The following is a 12,076-nucleotide window of genomic DNA, read 5'->3' on the forward strand; positions in this document are numbered from 1 at the left end:
GCCCGGGCCGGGGTGTCGCGGCGCGGGTACGGTGGGTCCATGGCGCAGTTCGTGGACTGGGATCTGGCCGCCGCCACGGCGGGGGCGTTGAGCAAGTCTGGCCCTCGCGTGTCGTACGCCGAAGCCACCGACGTGGTCGGCGACCTGCGTCGGCTGACCGACGAGGCGGCCGGGCACGTGGCCGACTACACGGGGTTGCGGGCGCAGGTGTCGCATCCGCCGGTGCGGGTGGTCGATCGCCGTGACTGGGCCGCTACCAACATCGCCGGTCTCCGCGAGGTGATCACTCCGCTGGTGAGTCGGCTCTCCGGCGACAAGCAGCCGGGCGCGTTGACCGAGGCGATCGGGTCCCGGCTGACCGGGGTGCAGGCCGGGACGGTTCTGGCCTACCTCTCCGGCCGGGTGCTCGGCCAGTACGAGGTCTTCTCGGCTGACCCGGGCCAGCTGCTGCTTGTCGCACCGAACATCGTCGAGGTGGAGCGCAAGCTCGGCGCCGACCCTCGCGATTTCCGGCTCTGGGTCTGTCTGCACGAGGTCACCCACCGCACCCAGTTCACGGCCGTGCCGTGGATGCGGGCCTATTTCCTCAGCGAGGTGCAGGCGTTCGTCGACGCCTCGTCCAGCGGAAGTGAGCACCTGGTCGAGCGGTTGCGGCGCGGGGTGGCCACGTTGTCCGAGGCGGTCCGTGACCCGGAGAGCCGCACCAGCATGCTGGACATCGTGCAGACCCCGGCACAGCGGGCCGTACTGGACCGGCTCACCGCGTTGATGACCCTGCTGGAGGGGCACGCCGAGTTCGTGATGGACGGCGTCGGCCCGCAGGTGATCCCGAGCGTGGACCGGATCCGGGCGTCGTTCAACCGACGCAGGGAGGCGGGCAACCCGCTGGAGAAGGCGATCCGCCGGCTGCTCGGGGTGGACGTCAAGATGCGCCAGTACGCCGAGGGGCGCAAGTTCGTGCATGGGGTTGTGGAACGCGTCGGCATGGACGGGTTCAACTCGATCTTCAATTCGCCGCTGACCCTGCCGCGACTGTCGGAGCTGGGTGACCCGGACGCCTGGGTCGCCCGGGTGCACGGCCCGGCCGGCACCATCCCGGCCGCTGGCTGATCACCCGCCGGTGGCCGCGCTCGCTCCGCCGGTGGCAGCGATCCGGGTGGCGGTCCGCCGCGCCCTGACCGGTCTGCCCCCGTCCGGCGGTCCGGTGCTGGTGGCCTGCTCCGGTGGCGCCGACTCACTCGCGCTCGCGGCGGCCACCGTCTTCGTGGCGCCTCGGCTGGGCCGCGCCGCGGCCCTCGTCACCGTCGACCACGGCTTGCAAAACGGCTCCGCGGAGCGCGCCGAGGCAGTGGCCGCCTGGGGGCGGGGGGTCGGCTTCGGGTCGGCGACGGTGGTCCGGGTGGAGGTGGCCGGGCGTCCCGGCGGGCCGGAAGCGGCCGCCCGCGAGGCCCGGTACCAGGCGCTGACCGAGGCGGCCCGGCAGCAGAACGCCGTCGCGGTGCTCACCGGGCACACCCGTGACGACCAGGCGGAGACGGTGCTGCTGGCGCTCGCCCGGGGCGCCGGCCCACGAGGGCTGGCCGGGATGCCCGCCCGGCGTGATCTGGGCGGGGTCCCGCTGCTGCGCCCGCTGTTGGAGATCGGCCGGGAGCAGACGCGCGCCGCCTGCGCGGTGCTCGGGCTGAGCCCGTGGCAGGACCCGCACAACACCGACCCGTCGTACGCCCGGTCGCGAGTGCGGGCCGACCTGCTGCCGGCGCTGGTGCGGGCGCTCGGGCCGGGCGTGGTGGACAACCTCGCGCGTACCGCCCGGCTGGTGGCCGCCGACAACGCCGCGCTCGACGAGTTGGCGGGGACGGCGCTGGCGGCGGCCCGATGCCCCGACGGCGGGCTGTCCGTGCCGGCGCTGCTCGGCCTGGTCCCCGCCGTACGCGGCCGGGTGCTGCACTCCTGGGCCCGCGAGCTGGGCGCGCTGCCCGGTGCCCTGTCGCATCGGCACGTCGCCGCCCTGGACGCCCTGGTCACCGATTGGCACGGTCAGGGCCCGGCCGACCTGCCCGGCGGTGTTCGGGTGCTCCGCCGCGACGGCCGGCTGGCCTCGGTGCGCCCCGCCTGACCTGACCGGCCGTTTTCAGCTGCTGTGCGCCCGGTCCCGAAAGGTGGTCCGGTAGCTGTGCGGGGTGGCGCCGACCCGACGGCTGAAGTGGTGGCGCAGCGCGGCCGCGTCGCTGAAGCCGGACTGGTCGGCGACCGCCTCCACGCTCAACGGGGTCTCCTCCAGCAGTCGCCGGGCGAGCAGCACCCGCTGGTTGGTGAGCCAGTCGTGCGGGGTGGTGCCGGTCTCGGCGCGGAACCGACGGGCGAACGTGCGGGGCGCCATGCCGGCGCGGGCGGCCAACTCCTCCACTGTGATCGTCCGGTCCAGGTGACCCATCAGCCACTCCAGCACCGGTTCCAGGGTGGGTGCCTCGGGGGCCTTCGGGATGGGCGCCTCGACGTACTGGGACTGACCGCCGTCGCGGTGCGGCGGGACCACCATCCGCCGGGCCAGCCGGGTCGCGGTGGCCGAGCCGTGCTCCTGGCGGATCAGGTGCAGGCAGGCGTCGATGCCGGCCGCCGTGCCGGCGCTGGTGAGCAGCCGACCGTCCTGGACGTAGAGCGAGTTGCAGCGAACCCGGGCGCGCGGGTGCCGGCGTTGCAGCTCGTCCACGTACCGCCAGTGGGTCGTGCACTCGCGGTCGTCGAGCAGCCCGGCCTCGCCGAGCAGGAAGGCTCCGGAGCAGACGCTGAACAGGTGGGCGCCGCGGGCGTCGGCCCGGCGTAGCGCGTCGAGCACCGGACCGGGGACGCTGGTGCCCTGGCTGTGCGCGGGGATGGCCACCAGGTCCGCCTCGTCGACCGGGCCGAGGTCGGCGTGTGGGGTGAGGTGGAAGCCGGACGAGGTACGCACTGGCGCGCCGTCCGGGCTGCACACCTGGAAGCGGTAGGCGGGAAAACCGTCGGCTGTCCGGTCGGTGCCGAACACCTCGGCGAGTACGCCGAGCTCGAAGGGAGCGACCTGGTCGAGGGCGAGGACGGCAACGGACCGCAGCATGTGACGAGGGTAACCCGACAGGTGGCAGTAAATCGATGACCAATGGCATTCCTGCCACTGTCCGGTCGCTTCATCAGGTCGCAGACTGGTCTCAGTCCGGTGCGCACCGGCGGCGAAACCCACAGCAATCATGCGAAAGCGAGCGCCGCCATGGAGTTCCTGCTCTTCCTCCTGTTCCTCGTCCTGCTCGTCGCCGCCTCGGCGGCCGGCCTCACCGTCGACAGCCACGATTCGGCCGACTGGAAGCCCAGCGACGATGGCCGTCGCTGGCGGTCACGCACCAACTGATGTGATTAGCGTTGTTTGCGCAGAAAATCCTTGGCGGGACCGCGCTAAAAGGTGCGGCCCCGCCGACGGAGGCCATCCGACGTACGGCAGGCTAGGAGTCATGGCTGACGGCTCCTGGTACGACGCCGACATCGACCACGTGATCATCTCCGAGGCGCAGATCCGCGAGAAGACGGCGGAGCTGGCCAAGCAGGTCTCCGCCGACTACGCCCACGTGGGCGACGGACTGCTGCTGGTGTGCGTACTCAAGGGCGCGGTGATGTTCATGGCGGACTTCGCCCGGGCGCTGGGCCGCAACGGCCCGCCGGCGGAGCTCGACTTCATGGCCATCTCGTCCTACGGCCAGGGCACCACCTCCTCCGGGGTGGTCCGCATCCTCAAGGACCTGGATCGGGACATCGCCGGTCGGCACGTGATCGTCGTCGAGGACATCGTCGACTCCGGGCTGACGCTCTCCTGGCTGCTGCGTTACCTCGAGTCGCGCTCGGCGGCGAGCGTCGAGGTGGTCGCCCTGTTCCGCAAGCCGGACGCGGTGAAGGTGCCGGTCGGAGTGAAGTACGTCGGCTTCGACATCCCCACCGAGTTCGTGGTCGGGTACGGCCTCGACTTCGCTGAGCGCTACCGGGAACTGCCGTACGTCGGGGTGCTCAAGCCCGAGGTCTACGCCCGCTCCTGACGCCGGCCCGACCCGTCGGAGCGGCCCGCCGGTCGACATGAGCCCGACTTGTATCGGCATCCATCAAGCCGACGTTCAGCGCGCTCTCAGCTGATGCGGTTACCGTGTAGCACGGTGGCCCGGAGGTTTCTCCGCGCTCGACCCTCTCGATCGCGTGACCGGGCGCTCGGGTGGCCGAGCCGGACTCCCCGCCACGCCGGCTTCCACCCGGACTCGCCGTACGTTGGCTGCGGGGCTGGTGGGCCTGCCCACGGTGCGTGTCGTCGATGTCGAGGGCGCGCAGAGTGCGGGGGGCTCGCAGGTTCGCTGCTGGCGTACATGGTCTTTTGATGGTGCACGACTGCGGGGCTCGCAAGCTCACTCCTCGCGTACACGGTGTACCGTCGAATGACCGCGGCGCGGTAGTTTTCGCGCCTCGGGGTCGAGGCCGGCCCGCACGGCGGCTCCGGCCGCCGCTCAACGCGGCGACACCATCAGACGGTCAGGACGTCGATCAGGAGGATGCGGGCGCCCCGGCGCTCGACAACAGTATGGAACGTACGCGTTTCTTCCGCCGACCGGTGGTCTGGATCATCCTGGTCATCCTCGGCGCCGTTGTGCTCAGTCAGCTGTTCACCAGTGGTCCCAGCTACCACCGCGTGGACACTTCCGTTGCGCTCGATCAACTGCACACCGCCAAGATCAACAAGGTGGTCTTCCAGGACAAGGAGCAGACGCTCCAGCTGGACCTGGCCCAGAAGACCAAGTTCGGTAAGACCGAGACCAACAAGATCGAGGCCCAGTTCCCGTACCAGGCTGGCGACCAGATCTGGAACGAGGTGCTGGACGCCAAGGCGAACAACCGGGTCACCGGCCCGGCCGACGCCAAGGTTTCCTCGGACAGCATCTGGGTGAGCCTGCTGGTCAACCTGCTGCCGATCGCGCTGCTCGTGCTCCTGCTGCTGTTCTTCATGTCGCAGATGCAGGGCGGCGGCTCCCGGGTGCTCAACTTCGGCAAGTCCAAAGCCAAGATGATCACCAAGGACACTCCGAAGACGACCTTCGCGGACGTCGCGGGTGCCGAGGAGGCCGTCGAAGAGCTGTACGAGATCAAGGACTTCCTGCAGAACCCGGCCAAGTACCAGGCCCTGGGCGCCAAGATCCCGAAGGGCGTGCTGCTGTTCGGCCCGCCCGGCACCGGCAAGACGCTGCTGGCCCGCGCGGTCGCCGGCGAGGCCGGCGTGCCCTTCTACTCCATCTCCGGCTCCGACTTCGTGGAGATGTTCGTCGGCGTCGGCGCCAGCCGGGTCCGTGACCTGTTCGAGCAGGCCAAGACGAACGCCCCGGCGATCGTCTTCGTCGACGAGATCGACGCCGTCGGCCGGCACCGTGGCGCCGGCATGGGCGGCGGCCACGACGAGCGGGAGCAGACGCTCAACCAGCTGCTCGTCGAGATGGACGGCTTCGACACCAAGGGCGGGGTCATCCTGATCGCGGCCACCAACCGGCCGGACATCCTCGACCCGGCGCTGCTGCGCCCGGGCCGGTTCGACAGGCAGATCCCGGTGGACGCCCCCGACATGGAGGGCCGCAAGGCCATCCTGCGGGTGCACGCCAAGGGCAAGCCGTTCACGCCCGACGTCGACCTCGACGCGGTGGCCCGTCGCACGCCAGGCTTCAGCGGCGCCGACCTCGCCAATGTGATCAACGAGTCGGCCCTGCTCACCGCTCGTAAGGAGCAGCGGGCGATCTCCAACGACTCGCTCGAAGAGTCGATCGACCGGGTGGTCGCCGGTCCGCAGCGGCGGACCCGGGTGATGAGCGACAACGAAAAGAAGATCACCGCGTACCACGAGGGTGGCCACGCGCTGGTCGCCTGGGCGCTGCCGCACGCCGCACCGGTGCACAAGGTGACGATCCTGTCCCGTGGTCGCTCGCTGGGCCACACCCTGGTGCTCCCGACCGAAGACAAGTACACCCAGACCCGCGCCGAAATGATCGACACCCTGGCGTACGCGCTGGGCGGTCGCGCCGCAGAGGAACTTGTCTTCCACGAGCCGACCACCGGTGCCGGCAACGACATCGAGAAGGCCACTCAACTGGCCCGCGCGATGATCACCCAATACGGCATGAGCTCCAAGCTCGGGGCGATCAAGTACGGCACCAGCGGGGACGAGCCGTTCCTCGGCCGCAACATGGGCCACGAGCGGGACTACTCGGACTCGGTGGCCGCCGAGATCGACGGCGAGATGCGGGCACTGGTCGAGCTGGCGCACGACGAGGCCTGGGAGATCCTGGTGGAATACCGGGACGTCCTGGACAACATCGTGCTCGAGCTGATGGAGAAGGAAACCCTCTCCACGGCCGACATGGCGCGGATCTGCTCCCGGGTGGTCAAGCGCCCGCCGCTGGCGCCGTACAACGGCTTCGGCAAGCGTCAGCCCTCCACCGAGCCGCCAGTGCTCACCCCTGCGGAGAAGGACAAGCTCAAGGCGCAGGCCCAGGCTGACGGCGCGCAGGCGTCGGTCGGCGGCGTGGCGCCGTCCAACAACTCGGACGGCACGCACTGAGCAACGACCCGACGGCCAGCTCCCCACACCGGGAGCTGGCCGTCTCCGCGACCGAGCCCGACGGCGACGACGAGCTGGACTACGTGGCCGCGCGCCTGATCAGCGGCAGGCTGACCGGCCGCCCCGTCGAGGACGCTGTCGACCTTGGCCGGATCGAGAAGGCCGTCCGCGAGATCCTGATCGCGGTCGGCGAGAACCCGGACCGCGACGGACTCCAGCAGACCCCGGCCCGGGTCGCCCGGGCGTATGCCGAACTCTTCGCCGGCCTGCGGGTCGACCCGGCCCAGGTGCTCAGCACCACCTTCGAGGCCAACCACGAAGAACTGGTCATCGTCCGGGACATCGACGTGATGAGCCTCTGCGAGCACCACCTGCTGCCCTTCCGGGGCAGCGCGCACATCGGCTACATCCCGGGCCCCGATGGGCGGATCACCGGCCTGTCCAAGCTGGCCCGACTCGTCGAGGTCTTCGCCCGTCGGCCGCAGGTGCAGGAACGGCTCACCTCGCAGGTCGCCGACCTGCTGATGAGCAAACTCGCACCACGCGGCGTCGTCGTCGTGCTCGAATGCGAGCACATGTGCATGGCGATGCGAGGCATCCAGAAATCTGGTGCCAAGACCATCACGTCGGCCGTACGCGGCATCCTGCAGACGGACTCCAAGTCGCGGGCCGAGGCGATGGCGTTGATCATCCCCCGCTGACACCCCGACGCACCACGGCCGGCCGACACCCACCTGGGACGGCCGGCCGTCGCGTTTCCGCTGTTGTTCCGGCCGGGCGGCTTCTCGGCCCGGCGGGTCAGCCGGCGAGCAGGGCCAGCAGCAGGCCAGCCGTGGCCAGCACCGCCGGCACCAGGCACACCAACGCGCCGAAACGCACAGTACGGTCCAGCCGCTCGGTGGGACTGACCCGGAACAACCGCCCAATGCCGATCCACCCGGCGACGAATGCGACCGCCGGCATCGGCAGCCCGCAGATCAACGCCGCCACGGTGGCCGGTCCGACCCCCGTCGCCGCCAGAACCACAACCTGGATCAGCGGCACCAGCAGCGCAAACGGCCCGTACACCAGGAGGTTGCGCGCCCGCGCGGGCCAGGACCCCGGCCGGAACCGGCGGCGCGGGGTCAGCGCCGCGTCCGCCGCCTCGGCCCGACCACGCGCGGTCCGCAGCGCCGCCAACACGGCCGCCGGACCACCCGCCATCGACCGGGCCGCCTCGGTCAGCTCCGGCGGCGACGGCACCAGGGAGATCGCCGGTACGCCCAACTCGCGCAGCCGTTCCTGCTGAGTCGCCAGCCCGGTACGGACCACCGTCAACTCCTCCCGGGCGGCCTCCGCCGACCGGGCCTGCTCACCGGCGGCGGCAGCCGCGCTCCGGCGTACCCCGTCCAGCTGGCGGGCGGCAGCAAGATACTCCGTCCAGGCCGTGCTGGGCTCGACGGCCCGCGGTGTGGCGTCCCCGGTCGCCGCGACGGCCCGCTGCCGCCCCGGCCCGGTCACCGTCGCGTTCGGATCCACCTCGACACCCTCCATGCGCGCCACCCGATCAGCCGGCCTCGTCGGCGAACGGCACCAGGACGGTGCCCCGCTCGTCCGGGCCGTCCCAGAGCACCGCGCGGTCGGGGCGCACCTGCCACTCGACCGGCCGACCGAAGACCGCTGTGAGCTGCGGGACCGGCACGTCCAGCACGGCCACCGCCGCAAGCTTGTCGACCTCGCCCGCCGGCTCGAACAACGCGGCGAACGGCGGCACCGCACGCCACCAGCCCAGCAGATGCCGCCCCGCCGGCGGCCCATCCCGCAGGAGAGAGCGCAGCCGGTCCACCGGCAGCTCCCGAGGACCCGGCCGGTCCAGACCGAAGACCACCAGATACGTCGGCAGGTCGTCGGCCGCGTCAGCGAGCAGCGTCGGCAGATCCACCAACTCGGCCGAATGCCGGGTCGCCAAATCGGCCGTCAGGGCCTCGGCCATTGCCCGGGCGCCCGGATCCGGTGCCGCCACCAGGAAGCGGGCACCGCCCGGTGCGTGGTGAGCAGACGTGCTCCGCGCCGCCGTCGCCAGCAGCCCACCCGCCGCGGTGCCCGAGCCCAGCACCGCGAGGTTGCGCCCGGCTGCCGGCCCCAGCGGCACGGCGACCGTCGAGCGGGCCACGTCAACCGCCCGACCCAGCAGGGCGGCCGGGCCGTGCGCCTGCCCCGCCAGGGCCGCCCGGTGACGCGGATCGTTGGCCAGCAGCGGCCGGGCATAACCCGCGAAGACGACCGGCGGCACCGACCCGGCCGGACGGGCCGCCCACAACTCGTGCCGCAGCTTCTCCACGACCTCCGGATGATCCTGCGGGTCCGGGTGGCGGATCAGCCGTTCGTGACCCCGGATCGCACCCCGTGGGCCACCGAGGCCGCCGGCCGTGTTCACCACAGCGCTGCCCACCGGCAGACCGGCCGCCGAGTCGTTCGTCGGCTCCAACACCGGACTGCCACCCGGCAGCGCAACCCGCACCGGGAACTGCCCGAGCACCGAATCCCGGTGACCAGCATCCGGGCGCGGACTCAACCCCAACTCGCCCGCGCCCGCCAAGACCAGGTGCACGCCGTACGCCCGACCCGCCCGGGCCAGCCCGTCCAACTGGGCGGCCACCTCTGCGGCCAGCCGGTCCCGCTCGGCGAAGAGCAGCGGCACATTCTCCACCACACAGACGATCCGCGGCAGCGGCTGGTGCTGACGCAACTCCGCGAAGCGTTGCCCCCCGGCCCGGGCACCCGCCTCCGTGCGGCGCTGGACCTCGACCGTCAACTCGTCCAACAGATCCCGGACGTACTCCCGGTCGGCGGCCATCGCGGCCGCGCGCACCTGCGGCACCCACGACCGGTCCCGCTCGGTCTGCAGAAACTCCACGAAGGACTCGCCGTCACCGAGATCCGCCAGGTAGAACGCAAGGTCGTCCGGGCCGTACCGGGCGGCCAAGCCGAGCAGCGCGGTGGTCAGGAACGCCGCCCGGCCCGCAGCGGACCGGCCACTCACCAGCCAGTGTGGGGTCAACTCGGTGAAGCCCAGCGGCACCGACCGGCCCCCGGCGTCGCCGACGGTAGTGGTCAGCCCGTCGGCCGAGTCCGACTCCCACAGTCGCTCACCCGTGGGCGGCAGCAGAGCGCCCAACGCCAACCGGGAACCCGCCTCCACCTGCTCGGCGAGCCGCCGACAGACCGCGTCGACCAGCTCGGCCGGCGGGTCCGCCTCGACGAAGACCGGCGAGTTCAAACCGCCCGGCGGATCGGCGCCCGGCCCGGCGAACGACGCCCCCGGCGGATCGCCCAGCAGCGCGTACGCATTACGCAGCGCCAGCGAAGTGGTGTGCGGCAGCGGTGCCCGGGCCGAGTACGGGCCGGCGGGCGGCCAACCCGCCACCACCAGATGCAGCCCGGCAGCCGGCCCCTGCTCGGCCAACGTCTCGATGCGCGCCAGATCGGTCGGGCCGGTCGACTCCGGCAGCGCGGCCACCACCAGCAACAACGTCCGATCGTGACGACGCCGCCCACTCGCCCCCGGCGTCACCCACTGCTCCGCCTCGGTCAGCACCACGCGCAACCCCGCCACGTCCACCGCCGGCGGCGGCAACAGGCCAGCATCCGCGAGCGCCCCGAAAGGCGTCAGCACAGCACCGGTGGCATCCACCGCACGAATCAGCAGGGCACCCGCCGGTGCCGCACCCAACAACCGCAGAAGTACGGCCCGGAGCAACCCCGCCACCCGCGGCTCCCGCGCATCAGCGTCCACGCTGAGGTGACCGGTGCCGACAAGCGGCACCAACGCGGGGAAACGAGCGTCGTCCAACGGCGCCGCAGTACCGACCCGAACGAACGGCGGCGGGCCATCACCCGCCGGCGAGTCCACTGTGAGCGAGTCCAGCGCCGCGCCCGACCAGCCCGGAGCCAGCAAGGCCGCAGCCGTGCGTAGCCGGTCGGCCACCTCGTACTGACGGCGCTGATCGGCCGGAGCCGGCCGCGTCTCGTCGAGGATCCCAGCAGCTGCGGTCGCGACGGCTGCTGCCCGACGGTGCAGGGCTGCGGCGCGGTTCGTGCGAGCCTTCGGACCGGCCACCGCGTCCACCCCCTCTACCCGAGGTTGGCAACCCCTCCCCAAGCAGAGACGGTATCCCAGCCGACGGCCCTCCTCCGGGAGGTGCCTCGGCGCTGCGCCGGTGTTGTCGTGGATCTCACCGGTGGGGAGGGGTCCGTCACGATCCGCTGGATCTGAGGCATTGGCTCCGGAGCGTCCAGCCGATAACTTCAGGAGGTGGAATCAGTGCAGCCCCCCGCCGGTTCCCAGGTCTCCCGCGTACCGGCCCAGCGGACACCGTCCGAGCAGCTGCCGCCTGCCCCGGCAACGGCGGCACCGCAGCCGCCACGCCGCCGGATGCGGACAGCGCTCACGGTCGTCGCCGGCGTGCTCGCCCTGCTCTGTCTCGGCGGGGTCGCCACGGCCTACGTTTGGTACACCCGCGCCTCAACCCCGGACCGCAGCACACCCGACGTGGTCGTGGACAACTATCTGCGCGCGTTCCTCGTGGATCGCAACGACGCAAGAGCTGACCTCTTCACCTGTGAGAGCGGGTCGCAGTTGGAGGCAATACGCTCTCTGCGGACCGATCTACTCGCGCGGGAGCAGCAACTCGGCGTCACAATTCTCGTTAGCTGGGGCAGCCTTGACGTTGACTCCGATGGTGATACCGCTTCCGTTGTGACGGTAATTCGGCGCAGCGCCACCGTGGATGGGGTGCCACAAAGCCTGACGGACAATTGGCGGTTCGACGTCGTTAAGCAGGAGAGCTGGCGCGTTTGTGGCGGCCTAAAGTTAGGTTGATCCTTACTCAATCCACAGAAGGTGAACCGGAACCTCCAGCGTGGTGGGTGATTGACCGCGCCAGGCCCAGCGGTACCAATCGACCTCAGGTGTGATGCGCACGCAGATGTCCCCCTCGGCACCCGAGTAGGTTTCGGTGACCGCTCGAAGGTCACGGTGCTCCAGTCCACCCTCGACGTGCACCACCCGTCGACCGGTGACCGCGTCCGCTTCGAAGACCGGTGTGGGGGTCCGGTGTGCCGGGCCGTCCAGCGAGACCAACCGGATGCCCGTGTCCCGGGCGTCGTCCACCCCCGCTCGGCTGCCGACGGTCTCCACCCAGACCCGCTCCACCGGCACCAGCGGCGCGAAAACCTCGACCTGGTCGGCTTCGGCCCGGTACCACTCGTGCTCGGGGATCACCGGCACGTAGGTTCGGGCGCTCTGCACCACCCGGTCGTCCGCGCGCAGGTCCCCGCGCCAACCCATCCCGGGCAGCCCGACCAGCACCCGTTGCCCCCGTAGCTCGACCCGCTCGGTCGCGGGGACGATGGCCATGGGTCTAGGCGGCTGTGGTGCCCAGTCGGGCTGGTCGGCGAACGGATCGGGCAGTGGTCCGGTCATGACCG

The 12,076-nt window shown here is 71.4% G+C and carries 11 protein-coding genes; 7 read left to right on the forward strand and 4 right to left on the reverse strand.

Translation table 11 applies throughout. The annotated features are described in order from the left end of the window. Window positions 1–39: 39 nt before the first annotated feature. The gene (locus ACLJOK_RS32385; protein WP_410822285.1) at window positions 40–1,110 is read left to right on the forward strand and encodes a zinc-dependent metalloprotease; all 1,071 of its coding nucleotides are present in this window, start codon (window positions 40–42) and stop codon (window positions 1,108–1,110) included. 10 nt (window positions 1,111–1,120) lie between these two features. Beyond that, window positions 1,121–2,116, forward strand: a complete 996-nt coding sequence (gene tilS / locus ACLJOK_RS32390; protein ID WP_410822287.1) for a tRNA lysidine(34) synthetase TilS — start codon at window positions 1,121–1,123, stop codon at window positions 2,114–2,116. 15 nt (window positions 2,117–2,131) lie between these two features. Here tilS and ACLJOK_RS32395 read toward each other — a convergent pair whose 3' ends face one another. Beyond that, window positions 2,132–3,094 (reverse strand): GlxA family transcriptional regulator, encoded by a 963-nt coding sequence (locus ACLJOK_RS32395; RefSeq protein ID WP_410822288.1) that lies wholly within the window; start codon window positions 3,092–3,094, stop codon window positions 2,132–2,134. A gap of 42 nt (window positions 3,095–3,136) precedes the next feature. On the opposite strand from ACLJOK_RS32395, the gene ACLJOK_RS32400 reads away from it, so the two are divergent. From ACLJOK_RS32400 to folE, 4 genes are all read left to right on the forward strand, one after another. Beyond that, window positions 3,137–3,382 (forward strand): hypothetical protein, encoded by a 246-nt coding sequence (locus ACLJOK_RS32400; RefSeq protein WP_410822429.1) that lies wholly within the window; start codon window positions 3,137–3,139, stop codon window positions 3,380–3,382. A 100-nt stretch (window positions 3,383–3,482) separates the two neighbouring features. Next, entirely contained in the window at window positions 3,483–4,058 is a 576-nt protein-coding gene (gene hpt / locus ACLJOK_RS32405; protein WP_238682307.1) for a hypoxanthine phosphoribosyltransferase, read from the forward strand. Window positions 4,059–4,588: 530 nt separating this feature from the next. Next, a complete protein-coding gene (gene ftsH / locus ACLJOK_RS32410) occupies window positions 4,589–6,607 on the forward strand; it encodes an ATP-dependent zinc metalloprotease FtsH (protein WP_238667228.1) in 2,019 nt (672 codons plus the stop codon). Window positions 6,608–6,642: 35 nt separating this feature from the next. Next, window positions 6,643–7,308 carry a GTP cyclohydrolase I FolE gene (gene folE / locus ACLJOK_RS32415; protein ID WP_410822420.1) on the forward strand — a complete coding sequence of 222 codons (666 nt, stop codon included), beginning with the start codon at window positions 6,643–6,645 and terminating at the stop codon, window positions 7,306–7,308. A gap of 97 nt (window positions 7,309–7,405) precedes the next feature. Here folE and ACLJOK_RS32420 read toward each other — a convergent pair whose 3' ends face one another. Together ACLJOK_RS32420 and ACLJOK_RS32425 are read right to left on the reverse strand one after the other, a co-directional pair. Then, window positions 7,406–8,140: a hypothetical protein gene (locus ACLJOK_RS32420; protein ID WP_410822289.1), complete on the reverse strand. Its 735-nt coding sequence runs from the start codon at window positions 8,138–8,140 to the stop codon at window positions 7,406–7,408. Between the two features lie 13 nt (window positions 8,141–8,153). After that, window positions 8,154–10,715 carry an FtsK/SpoIIIE domain-containing protein gene (locus tag ACLJOK_RS32425; RefSeq protein WP_410822290.1) on the reverse strand — a complete coding sequence of 854 codons (2,562 nt, stop codon included), beginning with the start codon at window positions 10,713–10,715 and terminating at the stop codon, window positions 8,154–8,156. Window positions 10,716–10,910: 195 nt separating this feature from the next. On the opposite strand from ACLJOK_RS32425, the gene ACLJOK_RS32430 reads away from it, so the two are divergent. Then, window positions 10,911–11,468: a hypothetical protein gene (locus tag ACLJOK_RS32430; RefSeq protein ID WP_410822422.1), complete on the forward strand. Its 558-nt coding sequence runs from the start codon at window positions 10,911–10,913 to the stop codon at window positions 11,466–11,468. Window positions 11,469–11,471: 3 nt separating this feature from the next. Here ACLJOK_RS32430 and ACLJOK_RS32435 read toward each other — a convergent pair whose 3' ends face one another. Beyond that, window positions 11,472–12,071 carry a hypothetical protein gene (locus tag ACLJOK_RS32435; protein WP_410822291.1) on the reverse strand — a complete coding sequence of 200 codons (600 nt, stop codon included), beginning with the start codon at window positions 12,069–12,071 and terminating at the stop codon, window positions 11,472–11,474. Window positions 12,072–12,076: the final 5 nt, after the last annotated feature.

It is taken from the genome of Micromonospora sp. 050-3, assembly GCF_046549335.1.
Lineage (GTDB): Bacteria > Actinomycetota > Actinomycetes > Mycobacteriales > Micromonosporaceae > Micromonospora > Micromonospora trifolii.

Coding starts and splice junctions, on each gene's coding strand:
- ACLJOK_RS32385 (WP_410822285.1), top strand. CDS start 40: ATGGCGCAGTTCGTGGACTGGGATCTGGCCGCCGCCACGGCGGGGGCG.
- ftsH (WP_238667228.1), top strand. CDS start 4,589: ATGGAACGTACGCGTTTCTTCCGCCGACCGGTGGTCTGGATCATCCTG.
- ACLJOK_RS32435 (WP_410822291.1), bottom strand. CDS start 12,071: ATGACCGGACCACTGCCCGATCCGTTCGCCGACCAGCCCGACTGGGCA.
- ACLJOK_RS32400 (WP_410822429.1), top strand. CDS start 3,137: ATGGCATTCCTGCCACTGTCCGGTCGCTTCATCAGGTCGCAGACTGGT.
- hpt (WP_238682307.1), top strand. CDS start 3,483: ATGGCTGACGGCTCCTGGTACGACGCCGACATCGACCACGTGATCATC.
- ACLJOK_RS32420 (WP_410822289.1), bottom strand. CDS start 8,140: ATGGAGGGTGTCGAGGTGGATCCGAACGCGACGGTGACCGGGCCGGGG.
- ACLJOK_RS32395 (WP_410822288.1), bottom strand. CDS start 3,094: ATGCTGCGGTCCGTTGCCGTCCTCGCCCTCGACCAGGTCGCTCCCTTC.